At 55.8% G+C, this 19,022-nt stretch carries 15 protein-coding genes; 10 read left to right on the top strand and 5 right to left on the bottom strand.

Annotation, left to right across the window (positions count from 1 at the left end):
- Positions 1 to 267: 267 nt before the first annotated feature.
- Together ACAW74_RS00670 and ACAW74_RS00665 are read left to right on the top strand one after the other, a co-directional pair.
- On the top strand, positions 268 to 1,119 hold the full coding sequence (locus ACAW74_RS00670) for a M12 family metallopeptidase (protein WP_370696258.1): 852 nt from the start codon (positions 268 to 270) through the stop codon (positions 1,117 to 1,119).
- 111 nt (positions 1,120 to 1,230) lie between these two features.
- A complete protein-coding gene (locus ACAW74_RS00665; protein WP_370696257.1) occupies positions 1,231 to 2,490 on the top strand; it encodes an MFS transporter in 1,260 nt (419 codons plus the stop codon).
- A 24-nt stretch (positions 2,491 to 2,514) separates the two neighbouring features.
- Here ACAW74_RS00665 and ACAW74_RS00660 read toward each other — a convergent pair whose 3' ends face one another.
- The 4 genes from ACAW74_RS00660 to ACAW74_RS00645 all read right to left on the bottom strand — a co-directional run bounded on the left by ACAW74_RS00660 (position 2,515) and on the right by ACAW74_RS00645 (position 5,991).
- Complete coding sequence (locus ACAW74_RS00660) at positions 2,515 to 3,090, bottom strand: PD-(D/E)XK nuclease family protein (protein WP_370696256.1); 576 nt, start codon at positions 3,088 to 3,090, stop codon at positions 2,515 to 2,517.
- A gap of 106 nt (positions 3,091 to 3,196) precedes the next feature.
- Positions 3,197 to 4,012 (bottom strand): anti-sigma factor, encoded by an 816-nt coding sequence (locus ACAW74_RS00655; protein WP_370696255.1) that lies wholly within the window; start codon positions 4,010 to 4,012, stop codon positions 3,197 to 3,199.
- Entirely contained in the window at positions 4,009 to 4,491 is a 483-nt protein-coding gene (locus tag ACAW74_RS00650; RefSeq protein ID WP_370696254.1) for an RNA polymerase sigma factor, read from the bottom strand. The genes ACAW74_RS00655 and ACAW74_RS00650 overlap by 4 nt, the downstream gene beginning before the upstream one ends.
- A gap of 42 nt (positions 4,492 to 4,533) precedes the next feature.
- On the bottom strand, positions 4,534 to 5,991 hold the full coding sequence (locus ACAW74_RS00645) for an alkaline phosphatase D family protein (RefSeq protein WP_370696253.1): 1,458 nt from the start codon (positions 5,989 to 5,991) through the stop codon (positions 4,534 to 4,536).
- Between the two features lie 81 nt (positions 5,992 to 6,072).
- Between ACAW74_RS00645 and ACAW74_RS00640 the strand changes: the two genes are divergently transcribed.
- The 3 genes from ACAW74_RS00640 to ACAW74_RS00630 all read left to right on the top strand — a co-directional run bounded on the left by ACAW74_RS00640 (position 6,073) and on the right by ACAW74_RS00630 (position 8,458).
- A complete protein-coding gene (locus ACAW74_RS00640; RefSeq protein ID WP_370696252.1) occupies positions 6,073 to 6,597 on the top strand; it encodes a Sua5/YciO/YrdC/YwlC family protein in 525 nt (174 codons plus the stop codon).
- 74 nt (positions 6,598 to 6,671) lie between these two features.
- The gene (locus ACAW74_RS00635; RefSeq protein ID WP_370696251.1) at positions 6,672 to 8,201 is read left to right on the top strand and encodes a CCA tRNA nucleotidyltransferase; all 1,530 of its coding nucleotides are present in this window, start codon (positions 6,672 to 6,674) and stop codon (positions 8,199 to 8,201) included.
- 53 nt (positions 8,202 to 8,254) lie between these two features.
- Positions 8,255 to 8,458, top strand: coding sequence for a hypothetical protein (locus tag ACAW74_RS00630; RefSeq protein WP_015332267.1), 204 nt, complete (start codon positions 8,255 to 8,257; stop codon positions 8,456 to 8,458).
- A gap of 103 nt (positions 8,459 to 8,561) precedes the next feature.
- Here the strand turns inward: ACAW74_RS00630 and ACAW74_RS00625 are convergent, their stop codons facing one another.
- Complete coding sequence (locus tag ACAW74_RS00625; RefSeq protein ID WP_370696250.1) at positions 8,562 to 10,442, bottom strand: M61 family metallopeptidase; 1,881 nt, start codon at positions 10,440 to 10,442, stop codon at positions 8,562 to 8,564.
- 196 nt (positions 10,443 to 10,638) lie between these two features.
- Between ACAW74_RS00625 and ACAW74_RS00620 the strand changes: the two genes are divergently transcribed.
- From ACAW74_RS00620 to ACAW74_RS00600, 5 genes are read left to right on the top strand one after another with little or no spacing between them, the layout of a single operon-like run.
- The gene (locus tag ACAW74_RS00620; RefSeq protein ID WP_370696249.1) at positions 10,639 to 13,680 is read left to right on the top strand and encodes a tetratricopeptide repeat protein; all 3,042 of its coding nucleotides are present in this window, start codon (positions 10,639 to 10,641) and stop codon (positions 13,678 to 13,680) included.
- A gap of 3 nt (positions 13,681 to 13,683) precedes the next feature.
- A complete protein-coding gene (locus tag ACAW74_RS00615) occupies positions 13,684 to 15,390 on the top strand; it encodes a TonB-dependent receptor (protein WP_370696248.1) in 1,707 nt (568 codons plus the stop codon).
- Between the two features lie 3 nt (positions 15,391 to 15,393).
- Positions 15,394 to 16,602: an HU domain-containing protein gene (locus ACAW74_RS00610; RefSeq protein WP_370696247.1), complete on the top strand. Its 1,209-nt coding sequence runs from the start codon at positions 15,394 to 15,396 to the stop codon at positions 16,600 to 16,602.
- 53 nt (positions 16,603 to 16,655) lie between these two features.
- A complete protein-coding gene (locus tag ACAW74_RS00605; protein WP_370696246.1) occupies positions 16,656 to 17,675 on the top strand; it encodes a hypothetical protein in 1,020 nt (339 codons plus the stop codon).
- Positions 17,676 to 17,724: 49 nt separating this feature from the next.
- Positions 17,725 to 19,020: a bifunctional folylpolyglutamate synthase/dihydrofolate synthase gene (locus ACAW74_RS00600; RefSeq protein ID WP_370696245.1), complete on the top strand. Its 1,296-nt coding sequence runs from the start codon at positions 17,725 to 17,727 to the stop codon at positions 19,018 to 19,020.
- Positions 19,021 to 19,022: the final 2 nt, after the last annotated feature.

The following is a 19,022-nucleotide window of genomic DNA, read 5'->3' as shown; positions in this document are numbered from 1 at the left end:
CTGCCGCCAATCAGGACGGCCTGATTCCCTCTGTTTCTCTGCTTTGTTCAGCTAATCCCACCCGGGATGTAGACAGCCTCGCCATTGTGCCCGCAATGGCCCGTGATTCAGCGCTTCTAACCGAAGCTTATCAATGAGGTATGCACCTACGCGCCAAAACGTGTAGTCTGTTACTGCCTGCCGTTAGTCGCTTGTTCCAAAGGCTACTGATGCGGGCAGGCGGAGGTCGTATAGCCTGTTCGTTCCCCCACCTTTACCATCCAACACATGACACAATTCAATACCCAACTAAAGCTTTATCTGGCTAGTCTAGTGCTGGTAGGCCTGTTTGGCTGTTCCACTGATCCTATTAATGACGTTGCCATTCCCGAATCGAAACCCACGCTGGTGGAAATGGCCTTTCCCAATCAGATAGGCGAAACGAAAGAGGGAATTTACCTGAATGAACCCATACGCTATCAGCTCATCTACGGGCAGGCAATTTTTCAGGGCGACATGATGCTGAGCCCCGCCGACCTGACTGACCCCGATCGCAGCGCCGACGGCACAGGCCGAAGCCTGAAGAGTCTGCGTTGGCCAAATCGTATCGTTTATTACTCAATCGCATCGAATTTGCCGAACCAACAGCGTGTGATTGAGGCGATTGCCCATTGGGAGGCCAAAACCGCCATTCGGTTTGTACCGCGTACCAACCAAAGCTATTACGTGACGTTTCGGCCGGGCAGCGGTTGTTCGTCGAACGTGGGCCGGGTAGGGGGGCAGCAGTTCATCACGCTGGGTACGGGTTGCAGCCTCGGTAACACCATTCACGAGATTGGCCATACTATCGGTCTGTACCATGAACACAGCCGCGGCGACCGTGATACGTACGTGACCGTAAATTTAGCCAATGTAGCAACCGGTTATCAGGACGATTTCAAAACGTACCTGCAACTGGGGCGTGACGGCTTCGATATGGCGGGCGGGCTTGATTTTAACTCCATCATGCTCTACGATTCGTATGCATTCTCAGGTAATGGCCGCCCCACCATCGTGCGAAAAGATGGAAAAACGTTTACAGCGCAGCGCACAGGCCTGTCGGCTATGGATATCGCCACGGTCCAGTCGATGTATCCATAAACACTGATTTTCTTTGAGTACATTGGTAGTTAAAAACCCTGTTGCTGGTAGTGTCGGGGTTTTTCTTTGCCCTGACGGTGATTTATACGATCCCAATCGGGTTATAGCGGTATGACACCCGTTTCGCCGGCACCAACCGACCCGTACGCTTCACTTCGCATTCCCGATTTTCGGAACTACATCGCCAACTCGTTCCTGCTGACGGTCACCCTGTTAATCCAGGAAGTGATTTTGGGATACGAACTCTACAAAATTACCCACGACCCGTTGGCCCTCGGTCTGGTTGGACTCGCCGAGGCGATTCCGTTTATTCTGCTGTCGCTTTTTGGCGGTCACCTGGCCGACCGTCGCGACAAAAAGCGGATCCTGCAAATCAGCCTGCTGGTGATTATGTTCAGCTCGGTCGTGTTGTATCTGGCGTTCCGACCTTCGGTGGTCAACCAGTATTCTCAGACGATGCGGCTGGCCGTCATCTACGGGGTACTCATGCTGATCGGTACGGCACGGGGGTTTTACTCGCCTGCCAGTTCGTCGCTAAAGCCATTTCTGGTGCCCCGCGAGCTGTACGCCAACTCGTCGACCTGGAGCAGTTCATTCTGGCAGGCGGGCGCTATTACCGGTCCGGCGTTGGCGGGGTTGCTCTATGCCGCCATCGGGTTTGAAAACACCCTGCTGGCCTCCATTGGCCTGTATGTCCTTTGTTTTCTGTTCATCTCGCTCATCAAGCGGCACCCGCCCGTTGCCACCCACGACCTGACCAACGTGGGGTTCTGGGATAGCCTGCGCGAGGGATTTTCGTTTGTATTTACCAACCGCATCGTCCTCTACGCCATCTCGCTGGACTTATTTTCGGTCTTGTTTGGGGGTGTGGTTGCGATCCTGCCCATTTTCGCTGAAGATATTCTGCACGTTGGGCCGCAGGGGCTGGGCGCCTTGCGGGCGGCTCCGTCGGTGGGAGCCGTCGTTACCATGCTGGTGATGGCTAAGTTTCCGCCCACACACAACGCCTGGCGCAACATGCTGCTGTCGGTGGCTGGGTTTGGCGTCGCTACGATCGTGTTTTCGGCCTCCACCAATTTCTACCTGTCGATCGTGATGCTTGTGCTGACGGGCGCGTTCGATAGTGTTAGTGTCATTATCCGTCAGACCATCCTACAGATTTTTCCGCCCGATCACCTGCGGGGGCGGGTGGCGGCGGTCAACGGCATTTTCGTGAGCTCGTCAAACGAAATCGGTGCGTTTGAGTCGGGGGTAGCGGCCCGGCTATTGGGTACGGTGCCTTCGGTAATGATTGGCGGCGCAGTTACGCTGGCGGTCGTGGGCTACATCTACACCCGCTCTAAAGACCTCTTCGGGGTTCGACTTTCTTAAAAACGCATATGGGGCGAGGGGCTTTTAGTCGCTCACAACAATCTTTTTGTCGGTGATCAGAGGCCGATGCTCGTCGATGAACGCTTTAAACTGCCGGATTTCTTCGAGTTGTCGGTCAATGGGGTGCGTGAGCGCGTAGCTTTCTACGTACACGTCCTTAAAATCGGTGATCAGGTACTCCATCAGCTTGATGCCCCGCTTTTTCAGGGCGTGGAGATAGAGATTCTGGTGATTGAACAGGAAGCGCCCCGGCTGATAGGAGCCGGTCGTCTTGATGTCGACCGCTTTATACATGCCGATCAAGTCAACGTACCCATAGAACAGCACATCGTCGATCTCCCATTGACAGTATACCTGTGTTTCTACAATCGGGCGAGGCAATAACTTTCTGACTTTTTGAAGAATAGCGGAGTCGAAGCGGTCTTCGTCGATTCCCTTCAGCAACGTTTCTTCAAACGAAATACCGCGCTGCTGCGCTTCGGTCGTGGGGGTTGGCACCCGGTTGATAGTGTCGAGCAACTGCTGCTCAGTCAGGTTGCCGCCGTGCAGATAGCGCGAGAATACATTCAGCAACGTGGGGTAAAAGCGGTACTTGATCATAAAAAACAGGTAGCAGTATACAGTGGACAGTATGCAGTAGCTCCGCCTCATCCGAGCGTCAGCAAATTCACTGCATACTGTCCACTGTATACTGTTAACTGTTTTTTCAGCCTACCTTCCCGATGGCGACAAGGGCCGAGAGCGTGGGGGTGGGGCTGCCACCGAGTTTTTCGATCGTAATAGCGAACTGATCGGCCGCGGGGATGGCGCGGTTTTGCTCCTGAAGCGCAACCCCGTTGGTGAACACCCCGGCATCGACAGGTTTACCGTCCACCAGCGCCCATAGTTGGTACTGCTGGTTCGAGGCCAATTCGGGCAACGATTCCACTTCCAGCGTCACGAGCTTTTTAGGCCGGTTCCAATACACAATCACATCGGCCCGACCGCCATCGGGTTTAGCCGAGGCCAGCCGGACGGTCTGCGTACCGGGTTGGCGGAGAAGGGTCAGCAATTGGCTGTCGCGTTGTTGCTGTTGACGCAATTGCCCCAACTCGTTCTGCAATTTCACATTATTGACCGCCATCTGGTTGCCCTGTTGTTGCTCCGTACGAAGCTGACTGATCAGGTAATAGGCGAACGCAATCAGCACAAGGCCAACCGCAGCGGCCGCCACCCAGGCACCCTGAAAAACAGGGCGTTCACGGTGCAGCGGGATGACCTTCGCTCCCGATTCGTCGTCATCAATGACAGGAGGAGCATTCATCGTCAAACGACTGCGAATCCGCTCCTGTAAGTCGGCTGGTGGCTCCACACTATGCAGCAGAGCATAGTTTTCGAGAGCCAGCGTCAGCCGGTCGAGTTCCTGGCGTACTTCTGGATAGATACCCGACAGGCAGTCAACCTCGCGCCGTTCCTGGTCACTGACAGTGCCCAGTACGTACGATTCCAGAATTCCAGAGGTTATATAGTCAGGTATATTCATTGAGTAAACACAAGTTTCAATTCTTGAAGAACCACCCGCAAGCGCTCACGTAAGTTAGTATCAATACTAGATTTTTCACCAGTCAGTTCATCGGTGAGCTGACCCCGGAAATAAACGGCATCAAGTAAGGTACGTTGTTCTGGACTAATTAGATTTTCTACGGCCTCAGAATCTACCTCAGGCGGTCGGCCGGGCGGATTTTTCGGCATAACCCGCAAGGCTTCCTGCCGGGCCCGCCGAAGCAGCCAGGTGAGTAGCCGCGTTTTTTTGGGATTGAACTGATCGAATTCGTTCCAGGCTTTCACGAAGACCTCTTCAACAACCTGCTTCGCCACGTCGGGAAGGCATACGCTGGTCAGAACGACCCCATACAGGACGTGGGCATACTGATCATACAACCACTGAAACGCTTGCTCGTCGCGCTTATTAAGCCGACGAAGCAATTGATCTTCCGGGACCAGGTATTGCTGACTTTTCACAAAAAGTTGCTGTAGACGGCCAAATATAGATAAATCGGCGAATTAGCGTAACTCATCGGCCCGCAACGAGCGAGTCCATTTCTCGACGCCCTGGCTATCGAAGGCCCGGATCGTAAGCACGCGGTTCTTGGCCGGGCCTGTTACCTCCATGGTGGCAAAATTCCGTTCGGTCAGCAACGTACCGGCTATAGCCGTTGGCTGCGTCAGTTCGTCAGCTGCGGGTTTGGATGGTCCCGAGGTTAACGGCGAGATGGTTACGTCGTAAAGAGGGTACGTACCTGGCCGGTCGAGCTTGTGAATGATGCTGTGGTGGCGGTCGCCGGTGATGAACAACAGCCCAGGTACGTTCGCTTCGGCAAGGGCCTTCAGGAGGCGATCGCGCTCGGCGCCGTAAATCGCATAATTCTCGAAATTTTTCGTCGGATTAATGATCTGTCCGCCCGTTACCACAAATTTAAAGGTGGCTTTGCTGTAGCGCAGGGCGTCGGTCAGCCACGTTAGCTGCCTGTCGCCGAAGTAGGCTTTGGCGACTCCGTCGGGCTGCTCGTCGGGTGAGCGAAACGTGCGATCGTCGAGCAAAAAGAACTGGCAGTCGCCCCACACAAACGTACCGGTGCAGCCTTCATCGAAGATATAGTTGGGGTTGGCCCAGAACAGCTTGAAGGCTTCGAGTGTGACCGGTTTCAGCCAGTAACCGCGGTCCGAATCATTCGGCCCAAAATCGTGATCGTCCCAGATGGCATAGTTGGCCGCGCTGGCCAGTAGGGGTTGCATCTGCGGTAATGAGCGGGTGTGTGTGTACCGGTGTAAAATGCCCGACCGGCTGTTCCAGTCTACTTCGCGGGTATAGGTATTATCGCCCGTCCAGAGCATGAAGTCAGGTTTCTTCGCCGCGATGCTGGTGAAGATTTCGTAACCGGCGCCGTAAGGCGTACCGGGTCGGTCGAAGGGAGGTTCGTTCACGTAAGTGCAACTACCCAGTGCAAACGTAAAATTGGGTGGGTCGGCCCGGAATTGCCAGAGCGGCTGAGTTTTGAAGGTGGTCTGGTAAGGCCGGCCCACCGCTTTGCCGTCGACCAGCACCGTATATTGATAATACGTACCCGGTGTGAGCCGATCGGCAATCAGGTGGGCTGTGAAGGCCTTTGCCTTGGTTGTCTGCACGGGGTCCGACAGAAAGACCGGAAGGGTTTTGCCCTGTTCTACGTACCGGATCTGCACCTGCGCCGCCTGTCTGGTTTGTACCCAGATAGCCGCCTCGCGCATGTCGACGTACCCAACCATCGGGCCCGACTGAATAGGACTGGGGCGACCGGGCTGGGCGGCCGTGCCGGGGAGTGCCGCGGCCGGTTTTCGGGCGGCGGGCGAGATCACCGCCGGTTGGCCGGGGCGTGCCTGCGTGGGCCGGGCGGGCATACGCTGAGTGGGGGCCTGAGCCCGCCCGTTAGGGCTGATGGCGAGCGCGCCAGCCAGCGCGAGCAGCAAAACACGAGAGTGCATGAAGCGTAGTATTCGGGTTTGATCGGCTGAAACTACGCAGAAATAGGAAACCTGAAACCTCTGTTTGGGGTTCGATAAGCTATGAATCCCACAAATCGTGATCTTATCCAGGCGCTCCGGCAAGGGCAGCTCATCGGCATTGCCGACGAAACCGGCTGGTCGGTAGCGGCTGATCCGCAGAACGAAACGGCTGTGCAGCAGCTAATTACCCTGAAAGAGGCAACCCGCAACCCGTATCAGTTAACAGTGTTAGCCAAGAATACGGATCAGGTTGCGTTGTATGTCGCCAAGATGCCCGACGTTGGGTATGATTTAGTTGAGTATGCTGAGTTACCTTTGGTGGTTCTGTTTGAGGGCGGGAAGAACGTGGCCGCTCCGGCCGATAGCGGTGAGATCGCTATTCGGAAATCGTTGAGCGAACCCGTTCAGTTTTTGTTGGGTGGCTTTGGTAAAGGGCTGCTGACGCTTCCGTTTGAAAGCTTCACCCTGCCCGATGTCGCGCAGAAAGTCGTTGCTCATACATTGGGCGAAGCGTCGCGTAATTTCCGCAAACCCCGCATCATGCGCCTGGGTAGCGGCGGACAGGTTGAGTTTATTCGTAAGTAACTATCAATGTGTGATGCCCCAAGATCGCTTACCACAGGGTGGCCGTCGTGTTGCAGGCATCGTACATGCAGTCAATGAATTTTTCTGATTTTCTGCACACAAAACCCGCCTTCGAACGGGTAGCCGAGCAGGCACGTACGCTGGGTATACCGGCGTATGTGGTGGGGGGCTACGTGCGCGATTTAGTATTGAAACGCCCTTCCAAAGACATCGATATTGTCTGTTTGGGTAGCGGCATTACCCTGGCCGAAGCGGTAGCAAAGGCGGCCAGAGTGCCCGTGGCCGTGTACCAGAATTTTGGTACGGCCATGCTCCGAATGCCCGACCCCGTCGATGGCGAAGTAGATGTGGAGTTTGTCGGGGCCCGAAAAGAATCGTACCGGGCCGACTCGCGCAAGCCGATTGTGGAAGACGGTACCTTGCAGGACGACCAGAATCGGCGCGACTTGACCATCAACGCGATGAGCATCAGCCTGAACAGGGCAGATTTTGGCGAGCTGATCGACCCCTTCGATGGGTTGGGCGACCTTAAACGGCGGATTGTCCGAACACCGCTAGCGCCCGACATCACGTTTTCCGACGATCCGTTGCGCATGATGCGGGCCATTCGGTTTGCCACACAACTCAATTTCGACATCGACCCCGATACGTTCGACGGCATCGTGCGCATGAAAGACCGGCTGTCCATCGTGTCGATGGAACGGGTCATCGACGAACTGAACAAGATTATTCTGTCGAAAACGCCCTCGTATGGCTTCAAGCTGCTCTACCATGCCGGGTTGCTCGAATTGATTCTACCTGAGCTTGTCGCGCTGAAGGGGGTAGAAACGGTGGACGGGAAAGGCCACAAGGATAATTTCTACCACACGCTACAGGTGCTCGACAACGTATCGGGCATGTCCAATGACCTCTGGGTACGTTGGGCGGCGTTGTTGCACGATATTGCCAAAACCCAGACCAAGCGGTTCGATAAGCGCGTTGGCTGGACCTTTCATGGGCACGAAGAGGTGGGCGCGCGGCAAGTGCCAACCTTGTTCCGGCGGCTGAAGCTGCCGCTCAACGAGCATATGAAACAGGTGCAGAAACTGGTTCGACTGCACATGCGCCCGATTCCGCTGGTAAAGGAAGGTATCACCGATTCCGCCCTGCGCCGGTTGCTGTTCGACGTTGGTCCCGACCTGGAAGCCCTGCTAACACTCTGCCGGGCCGATATCACGTCGAAAAACCACGATAAAGTACAGCGACATCTTCAGCGGTTCGATCAGGTAGAGCAAAAACTGCACGATCTGGAAGAGCGCGATCAGTTGCGTAATTTCCAGCCGGTCATCACGGGTGAACTGATTATGGAAACCTTCGGCCTGAAACCGTCGAAACTGGTGGGCGAAATCAAAGTAGCCGTGCGGGAGGCCATTCTGGAAGGCATTATTCCCAACCAATACGCCATCGCTTACCCATTTATGATCGCCGAGGGGGAGAAGCACGGGCTATCGGTGGTCAAGTATGTCGAAGCCGGGAACGTACCTGACGAGGGCGAACCAACTATAAACCCGATAGCAGCAGTTTCACCGGAGACGATAGCGCAACCGGATGATCGTAAACAATAAGGCTGTTTAGGCCATTAACCATCAAAACACACTACTCGTTTTACCGCAACTCTATGGAAAAGAATAACTTCCGACGTTCCTTTGGCGCAGGCCTGACTATTCTGGGTGCCGCTGTATTGCTGTTTGCCCTGGTCGCTTTTCTCTCCGACGGTAAACCCACACTGGGGCTACAGGTTTCCGGGGCTAAAGCGTTTGCTCCCTTCGTGCTCGGCCTGATCTTCTTCGGCTCCGGCATCAGCCTGATTAACAATTCGTAGGAATGAAGTGAGTTTGACGTTTGGTGTTTATCGTTTGAGGTTGGCTGACGCATTATTGATCGAGCGTCAGCCAACCTCAAACGATAAACACCAAACGTCAAACTCACTTCACAAATAACCACTTCGCGTACATAGCCTTCTGCTTCTCGGAGGCGTTGGGCATGGCTTCGAGGCGGTAGGAGAGCAGCGGATTGTCGATCAGTTTGATCATCAGCGGACGTACCTGACCGCCCCGGTTCACAATCAACTGAACCATGTCGCCCGCCTTGCGGCCCGCAATGGCTTTGGGCAGTTCGTCGGTAAGCCGAACGCTATCGACGGCCAGTACTTCATCGCCTACGTTTAGCCCACCCAGATCGGCCGCACCACCGCGCCGTACCGATGTGATCGTTTGGCGGCCCGTGCTGGGGTTCATGCCTGCCGAAGCACCCAGGAACCCATCCTGTTGTTTGGCCGCGACATTCACCAGCCGCACGCCCACGGGTTCGAAATACCGGCTGTAATCAAGCGGGCCAGTGCCGTTGACACCTTTATCGAAAAAGTCGTTGAGCGACGTACCGGCCACCTGCTCAGCAGCCCGGCGGAATTCCTCGTCGGTAAAGCCGCGCTTCTGCTTTTTATAGTATTCGTTATAGAGCAGTCGCATCAGGTCGTCCATGTTCCGCTCGCCGTTGCTGCCCGACAGAATCGCCAGATTCAGCAACGTACCCAGCACCGATCCTTTCGAATAATACGATACTGTGCTGTTGGCCGAGTTCTCGTTGGGCCGGTAATACTTGATCCACGCGTCCCAGCTCGACTCGGCTACCGACTGCACGTTGTTACCCGGCTGGTTTTCGATGCCCGTGATGTCGTTGGCGACAATGCGGAGGTACTCTTCCGGCGTATGAAAACCCGCGCGCCGCAGGATGTAATCTTCGTAGAACGAGGTACAGCCTTCCGACAGCCACAGCATGTGCGTGTAATTTTCGTTCTCGTAGTCGAAGGGGCCGAGCGCAACGGGCCGAATCCGCTTCACGTTCCAGAGGTGAAAATACTCGTGCGCCACCAGGGTCAGAAATCCTTTGTAGTTGGCCTCTGAGGCGTAGGCAACCCGGTTGGTTTGCAGCGTAGTGGAGTTAAGGTGCTCCAGCCCGCCGCCACCCTGATTGGTATGGTGTACGATGAACGTGTAATCGGTGCAGGGGTGCTCACCCACCACGCTGGCCGCGGCTTCGCAAACGCGCTTGTAGTCGGCGGTAAGGCGGTTGGGGCTATACTCGAGCGGCCCGTTGCTGTACATGGCCACCGTATGCGGGATATTGGAGGCTGTAAACGTCAGCGTCTGTTGGTTGCCGATCTCTATGGGCGAGTCGACCAGGATATCAAAATCGGGGGCTTCATACGTGAAAGGCGCATTAGCAACCGGTTTGAGGGCCGTTGATACCTTCTTCCAATCCTTGTAGGGCGTAATCTGAAGGGTTAGCGGCTGGTTCTTGAGCGCATCGTGATACAAAAACATGGTGGCTCCGTTGAGGTAGCCGTGCGTATCGTCGAGGAAGCTGTTCCGTACACTGAATTCATAGGCATAAACCCGATACCGCACCGTGATGTCGTCGGCATTGCTGTACACCCGCCATGCATTCTTACGAATTTTTTCGGAACGAACGGGCTGACCACCTGCCGATGCCGTAAAACCTTCCACGTTTTTGGCGTACTCGCGGATGAGGTACGAGCCGGGCGTCCAGACGGGCATCTTTAGGTCGACGTACCCATTTTTGCGGGCATTGGTAGCCGCCGCTGCGTTCTGAAGGCGCATCTCCACCTCGAAATAGTGGGTCTGCGGTTGAGGCATCGACAGCGCGTAGGTGATGCGGGCCGGGGCGGGGGCGGCCGGGTCGTCACCGCTCCGATGGGCGGGTCTGAATGGGGCTGCCTGGGCCGGGCCAGTGCATAGGGTTATAAGCGTACAGAGCAAAAACAACACGGACAAGCGTCTGTTCATACGGAAAGACCAGTACATTCGTTGAAAGATTTGTAATCGGGAGTTTGGTTTGATGGCTGTCGCCTGATGGGTGCCGTTCAATGGACAGACTAGCCAACACGGCCAGCGTAGGTACGTCGAACAGTAGACGTCAGACGTCAAACCCTCTGCGAAACTACAATGCTTTCTCTTCGTTTCCCAACCGTTAATCGGTTCTATGTTTCCACTATCGCAACGCGTGACTCCCCGCATTTGGGGGGCTGTCTGTGTAGCGGCGGGGTCCGCGCTGACCTTTCCGCTGATGGCCCAGCGAACGCTTTCCTACACTGAACCCGACCTGCTTTACCGCAACGGGATTGAACTCTTTGAGAAACAGAATTTTGCGGCCGCCCGCACCGAGTTCGAGCGGTATCTAGCTCAGCGCCGCCCACTGCTCAACACGTCGGGGACACCGGCAGCGGGTTCGCCCGCGGCCGACCCGAATACCGTGTCGGCCGAATACTACATGGCGCTGTCGAGCCTGTATGCCGATGAGCCGGGGGCCGAAGCCCTGGTCGACCGGTTTGTGCGTAACCACAGCGAACACCCCAAAGCCGGTGAGCTCTACGGCGACCTGGGGCTGTATTACGTGGGGCAACAGGACTACACCAACGGGGTAACGTACCTGGAAAAAGCCATCCGGCAAGCTAACACGGGTGCCAAACAACGCGATTACCAGTTCAACCTGGCGCTGGCTTATTATAATACGCAGGATCTGACCAAGGCGCTGCCGCTGTTCAACGCCATCAAAACCGATCCGGGGTACACCAACGCGGCGGCGGCCTCGTACTACGCCGGGGTGATCAACTTCCGCAATGGCAACTACAACGAAGCCATCAGCGATTTCCGCCGGATCGAAACCAACCCCACCTACCAGAACGAGGTACCCAACTGGCTGGCGCAGGCCTACTATAAACAAGGCCGCTACGACGAACTGCTGGCCTACACCGAACCCCTGTTGAAACGCAACGGCGGTACGTCATTGGCCGAAGTATCGTTGTTCACGGCCGAAGTGTATTACCGGCAGGGCAATTACGCGCAGGCCATTCCGGCTTATAAGCGCTACCTGACTGCCAAAGGCAATGCGGCCCCGGCTGCGCTGAAATACCGCTACGGTCAATCGCTCTATAAAGTCGGTAACTACACCGACGCCGTGTCACAACTGAAGCCGATTGCGTCGGGAAAAGACACGACGGCCCAATACGCTGCCTATACGCTGGGCATCAGCTATTTACAGCAGGACAATCCGGCCTATGCCCTGACGGCTTTCGATCAGGCAGGGCGGCTGACGTTCAATCCTTCGATTCAGGAAGAAGCCCGGTTTACCCACGCCAAGCTGCAACTTGACCAGAAACGCGGCTCTGAAGCGATCACGGAACTGAACGATTTTCTGAAGAGATACCCCGACAGCCGGTTCGAAAACGAAGCCAACGAACTGGTAGGGGAGGCGTACCTGGCCTCTAACAACTACCCGGCGGCCATTGCCTACATCGAAAAGCTGAAACGACGTACCCCGCGCATCAACGCGCAGTATCAACGGCTGACATTCAATCAGGGCGTGGCCGATTTCAACGCCGAACGCTACGACGCGGCTATCGTGAACCTGAACAAATCGCTGGGTACGTCGGCCGATGCCAACCTGAAGCTCGACGCGACTTTCTGGAAAGCGGAGGCACTGTCGGCGCAGAAAAAATGGGCTGAAGCCATTCCGCTCTACACGCAGACCCGCACCGCCGACGCCTATGCCAAACGGAGCCTGTACGGCCTGGGCTACGCCGCCTATAATCAGAAAGACTACAGCCGCGCGCTGGGCTATTTCCGCGAGTTTGTGCGGGGAAATGCCGACGATGCGTTGCTGGGCGATGCCTACGTCCGTATCGGCGATTGCCTGCTGACGACCAAACAGTATAACGAGGCGATGAAAGCCTATGACCAGGCCATTGCTACGGGACGGGCCGACAACGACTACGCCACGTACCAGAAGGGGGTGATTCTGACCTACGTAGGGCGCGACACCGAGGCCAAATCGCTGTTCGATCAACTCCAGCGTAACCCCAATTCGCGCTATGCCGACGACGCTCTGTTCCAGGCGGCCAACGTCGATTTTGAAAAAGGCTCCTTCGCGGCGGCGGTCAGTGGCTATACGAAGCTCATCGACGGTCGGCCCAACAGTTACCTGCTACCGGCGGCGCTGCTGAAACGGGCCGTGGCCTACGCCAACCAGCAACAATACGACCCGGCCGTGGCTGATTACCGCCGCATTCTGGCCGATTATGGCAAAACGCCTCAGGCCCAAAGTGCGCTGCTCGGTCTGCAAAATACGCTCGACGATGCCGGGCGTGCTGACGAGTTCTCAACGGTGCTGAACGACTACAAACGGACCAATCCGGCGAGTACGGAAGTGGAGAAGGCGCAGTTTGAAAATGCCAAATCGCTGTACTTCGCCGAGAAATACGAACAGGCGCTGGCCGCGTTCAAAGCCTTCGTGCAGGAATACCCCAAAAGTGCCAATGGCGCCGAGGCCCGCTATTACGGGGCTGATGCATCGGCTAAAACCGGCGACGTAGCCGCGGCGCTGAGGTTGTACGACCAACTCATGCAGGATGGCCGGTCGACATTTGCCACGAAAGCTGCCAGCCGGGCTGCCGATCTGGAACGGAAGCAGAAGAATTTTCCGAATGCCGTGCGCAACTACCGCTACGTGCTGAGCCGGGCCAATGAGCGCACCGACCAGATCAACGCGCAACTGGGGTTGATGGATACCTATTACGGCTACAAAACCGATTCGGCGGCGGTGATTGCCCGCGAACTGGTCTCGGCGGGAAGCATTGTGCCGGGCACGCAAAACCGGGCGCAGCTGATGCTGGGTAAAGTGGCGCTGTCGCGCAACGATTACAAAACGGCCATTACCGATTTCGAGAAAACGGTGGCGCTGGCGAAAGACGTTAACGGTGCCGAGGCCAATTACCTCATTGGACAGGCGCAGTATCAGCAGAAAAAATACAAGGAGTCAATTGCGACGCTGCTTCGGTTCAACGAGCAGTTTGATGGGTTTGAGTACTGGAAAGGAAAGGCGTTTATCCTGGTGGCCGACAACAATGTGGCCCTGGGCGAACTGGCGCAGGCGCGTGCCGTGCTGACGTCGATCATTGAAAACGCTGCCGAGGCCGAGATCGTCGCCGAAGCAAAAACCAAACTGGCCGCAATCGATAAAAAATAAGCCATGCTGAAACGCCACACTACTGTTTTCTGGGCTGGTCTGCTGGCAGCAACCGGCTGTGCCACGGGGCAGGCCTTCGCACAGGACCCCAAGAAACCAACCCGCACGGGTGAAATCGAAAATCAGGAGATCACCGTCGAGAAAAGCCGCCGGATCGAACTGCCCCCCGCCGATCGGGTGATCAATAAAATTCCGTCGCCAAAGGCCAACACCGAGACGCGAAAGATGACCTACGAGTTTCAGGACCGCAAGCTGACGGTGGGCGATCCCCGCATTCAGCCCACGGTGCTGGCACCCGGTAGTACCCAAACCGAAACCCGCCCCGCCTACGAGAACTATGTCAAGCTCGGGGCAGGCAACTACAATACCTTCTACGGCGAAGGGTTTTACAAAGTAGCCACGAGTGGCGGGTTCGGGGCTGAGGCGTCGGCGCGGCATTTGTCGTCGGGCATTGGGCCGGTCGATGGGGCTAATTCCGCCCAGCGCGAAAGCCGCATCAACCTGCGGGGTACGTATAATACCGATCTGTTTAAGCTGACCGCTGGATTAGGTTTCGAGCAGGAACGCTACTATTTCTATGGCTACCGGCCGCAGTTCGAAGGCACCACCCGTCTGGTACCCAACCGGGACTCGCTTCGGCAGCAGTTGACTACCTTCCGGGCCAGCCTGGGTATCGAGAACAACGGCAAAGACCAGACGCTCGACTATGCGCTAAAAACCAGCGTTACTACCCTGGGCGATGCTTACCGGGCTTCCGAGCTCGACTGGGGCACCAACCTGCAAACCTCGTTGCAGATTACCGACAAGTTTTTGGCACTGGTCAATGCCGATGCGTACCTGACGCAGCGCAATGATGGCGAAGTCGACAACCGGAACCTATTCCGGCTGCGCCCGGCTTTCCGGTACCTGTCGCCGAATTTCACCGTGACGCTCGCCGTCAATGCCGTGAACGAAACCGACAAGCGCCTTGGGATCAACAACACGCTGGCGTTTCCGGTCGCCAACATCGATGTCGTACCCGCTGGCAACATTCACTTTTTCGCTGGGGTCGATGGCGACATCGTTCGGAATACGCTACGGAGCCTGCTGAGCGAAAATCGCTGGCTTGCGCCCAACGTGGTTTTGGCCAACACGATTAAGTCGTATGACATCTACGGTGGCTCGAAGGGACAGCTAGGAAATGGCTTCTCGTACGAAGGGAAAGTATCCTATGCGCGCTATCGCAACTTCAGCACGATCAATAACACCTGGCCCGATACCACGAAGTTCTTCGCGCTCTATGATGGCGGCATCGCCCACGTACTGACGCTCTCTGGGCAACTGGGCTACGAAATGGGTGGTTTCCGCTCAACGCTGAAAGGCGATGTCTTTCGCTACGACCTCGATCGGCTGGAAGAGGCGTGGGGGCGGCCCAGGGCATCGGTGCAGTGGCTCAACAGCTATACGTTTGACAAGAAGCTGTTCGTCACCTCCGACCTGTACGTGTATTCGGGCATACGGAACAAAAACTTTACTTCTCTGACGTCGGCGGGTGAGGTGGTACAGCTACCCACTATTGCTGACCTCAATCTCAAAATCGACTATTTTCTTGGAAAACAGGTCGCTGCGTTTGTCTCGCTAAATAATATCTTTGGGCAAACCTACCAGCGGTATTTGTATTACCGCGTTCAGGGGCTTAACTTTCTCGGAGGAATTTCGTACTCCTTCTGATGTATGGCTATGCGACCGATCAGCGACTACCTAAAGAAGCTACTTTACCAATACGACTGTCTTGTTGTACCCGCTCTTGGGGCTTTTCTAACCCACAATGTGTCGGCTTCGTACAACGAAACAACTGGCCAGTTTCTGCCGCCCCGGCGTAAAGTTGCTTTCAACGAAGCCCTGCGCCTCGACGACGGTATTCTGGTGAATTATATTGTACTCCACGAAAACTGCAGTCGGGAAGAGGCTCTGCAAGCCATCAGTCAGTTTGTAACAGACCTGAAGCAGCAGACTCGCGAGGCCGGTAGCTTCGTGATCGAAGGGTTGGGCATGTTCTCGCTGAACAGCGAAAACAACCTGCAATTCGATCCTGAGTTGCGGCATAACTTCCTGGGTAATGCCTACGGTTTTCAGCCCTTGATGCTCACGCGGCAGATGGTGCACCCCGCCGTACCGGTGCTGGAAAAGCCTGTTGTGGTGAAATCACTCCCAACCATGGCCCTGACCGTTGTGTCGCAGCCCACTCAGCAGGAAGTTGGCGAAGTGCTGCCCATGCCTATAACGTCACAACGTACCCAGCCCACCTGGCGCTGGGCCGCTGCGGCCATCATGGTCGGCACGTTAGGGTTCATCAGCTACTTCTCGGTGATTAAGCCCAACGAGTCGTTGCAGAGCAGCCTGAACCCCGGCAACCTGTTCCGCCTGCCGAACATCTCGACGGAAAAGACAACTTTGCCTGCTTCGGATGCAGCGACCCCGGCTCCAACTGTAGCAACACCTGCCATTGCTCCGGTAGCCAATGCGGTTCCAGCCGAATCGGCACCGACTACGTTGGCCTCAACCCCGGCGGCGAATGAATCGGTAACCAAATCGGCGCTGGCGCTGGTTGAGGCCGTTTCCAGTTCTCGCAAAGCAGCGGCCAAGGCTGCCGAAAAAGTGGTTGCGAAGAAACCTGCGGCTGTCGTTACTGCTGAACCTGCGGCTCCGCAAGCTCCGTTTACCGTTATTGCCGGTAGCTTTGCGAGTCGTAGCAATGCAATTCGTTTTCAGAAAATGCTGAAGCGCGCCGGTTACGAACAAGCGTATATTCTGCCGGGTCGTACCAAAGGGCTGATCAAAGTGGCGGCCGTTGGCACTGAGGCCTACGACGACGCGAAGGCGAATCTGGATTCCCTGAACGCCCTGACGGGAATCACCCCCTGGATTCTGCGTAGCCGGTAGTTGATTTACCGTGTAAAACGTACCTGAAAGGCGATCATTCGATCGCCTTTTTTATGTTTGTAGGGCGAACGCATAACGAAACCCGTTTGCGGAACGTTAAGACATCAATCACCAACGCCTACGGACAATTGCCCATGCGTATTGCCTACGAAAACGAAACGGAAGCCCGTGCCTTTGCGGCGGCGGGCGCTTTTAGCGTGATGGTCGTTTTGTTGATTGTGCTCTTTCTGGTCACCATCAGCAGTACGATGCCCAACCCGCCACCCGTGCAGTTTGTCGAAGTAAACTTTGGGACAAGCGATATCGGGAGTGGATCGGTGCAGACCTACAACAAGCCCAATCCCTCGCCGCGCGCCGAGAACGTGAAGAAGTCGGAAGACCGGCCGAATCCGAAAGTGACGACGACGCCTCGTGTGGAACGTACCCCGGTGGCCCCCGTCCCGAAAATTGAAGAAGCCAAACCCAGTAAAACCATTGCCGAAAAACCCGTTATCGCCAGCCGGACAGAAAGCCCGGTGAGCGTACCGGAGAAAGCCGAGTCTCGACGTACGAAAGCCACGGCCCCTGATCCTACGCCCGCCCCGCCCCGTGCTGAGCCCGCAAAAAAAGTGGAGACTGTTGACCCCAGTGCGCTCTACAAGCGTTCGTCGGGGGGAGCTGGCTCAAACGGCACCAACGGCCGCGCCGAGGGTGTAGGGGGGAACAACAATGGCGACAATCGGTCGGGGGTAGGGGATAAAGGAAATCCCGAAGGGAACATCAACGCCAAAGAGTTTTATGGTAAACCTGGTGGTGCCAAGTCGGGGGTAGCCCTGAATGTATCAGGCTGGGCGTTTGGTAGCAATCGCCTTGATAAAGATGATTCCGACGAAAACGGAAAAATCATTTACCAGATCCGGGTTGATAGTGACGGAAACATCGTGTCGGCTCGCCCCTTGCAACAAACCGTTAGCCCGTCGGTGGAGAGTTTCTACCGTCGGCAGGTGATGCGGTTTAAATTGCGGCCCAAAGGGTCGGTAACGCCTTCTGAACTGGCTACAGGTACGTTGACGATCTCAATCAGTGCAAATTAAGAACAACTGAGCAGGCCTGTTTAGCTGGTCGCTCATGTTTTGGTAACCAATGACTTACAACGAGGCTATCTCGTATTTGTATGATCGCCTGCCCGTTTTCCATCGGGTGGGCGTTTCTGCTTACAAGCCCGGACTAGATAACGTACTGGCGTTGTGTTCGGCGCTAGGGGATCCCCAGACTCGTTTTCGGACCATTCACGTAGCGGGTACAAACGGGAAAGGAAGTACCTCGCACTTACTGGCGAGTGTATTGCAGTCAGCAGGCTATCGGGTTGGTTTATATACCTCTCCCCACCTCAAATCATTTACGGAACGCATTCAGTTGAATGGAGTACCGATCGCCGAGGCCGATGTAGCCCAGTTTGTTGTAGAGCAGCAGGCTACCATTGAGCAAATTGAGCCGTCCTTTTTTGAGGTGACCGTAGCCATGGCGTTTGATTATTTCGCCCGTCAACAGGTCGACGTTGCTGTAATCGAGGTAGGCTTAGGCGGTCGGCTCGACTCTACTAACATCATTACCCCGCTGCTTAGTGTTATCACCAATATTGGTTGGGATCATATGAATGTGCTGGGCGATACCCTGTCGGCAATTGCTGGCGAGAAAGCGGGGATCATCAAGCCGAACGTACCTGTAGTCATCGGTGAGGGGATCGCGGAAACAGCCCCGGTTTTTGAGGCTGTAGCCGCCCAAACCAAGGCCCCGCTTCATTGGGCGGAAGCTGCCTGGCACTGTACGGACTTGGGATTGACCAATGGCATACGGCATGTCGCCTGTAGTCGGCTGGGGGAGGAGCCCGTTCAAACCATACAGATCGAACTGCCGCTACTGGGACTGTATCAACTGCGGAATGTGCAGACTGTGCTCACCGCGCTCAATCAATTGACCTCCCACTTTTCGATCGATGCCTCGGCTATTGAACGAGGGTGTCGGGACGTTGTCCGGCAAACAAACCTGAAAGGCCGTTTCCAGTGGCTTCAGGCGATGCCAACGGTCATTGCCGATACGGCGCACAACAAACCGGGTATCCAGGCGGTATTGGCTTCCTGTGCGTCACTGCCTCACACAGCATTGCATCTGGTGATCGGTTTTGTTCGTGACAAGGACGTAGGAGAGGTGTTGACATTATTGCCAGCCGATGCCCATTATTATTTTTGCCAGGCCGATTCGCCCCGGGCCCTGCCAACGAACGAACTGCAGGCCTTGGCCGCTGCAATGGGTCGGGTAGGTGAGGGATTTGGGTCAGTTGACGAGGCACTTGCCTACGCCTTACGTCAGGCTAAGCCCACCGACCTTATTTTAGTAACCGGCAGCACTTATGTGGTTGCCGAATTAACCAGTTTATAACC

Source organism: Fibrella musci (assembly GCF_041321105.1).
Taxonomy (GTDB): domain Bacteria; phylum Bacteroidota; class Bacteroidia; order Cytophagales; family Spirosomataceae; genus Fibrella; species Fibrella musci.
This window is presented reverse-complemented; position numbering and strand designations above follow the sequence as displayed.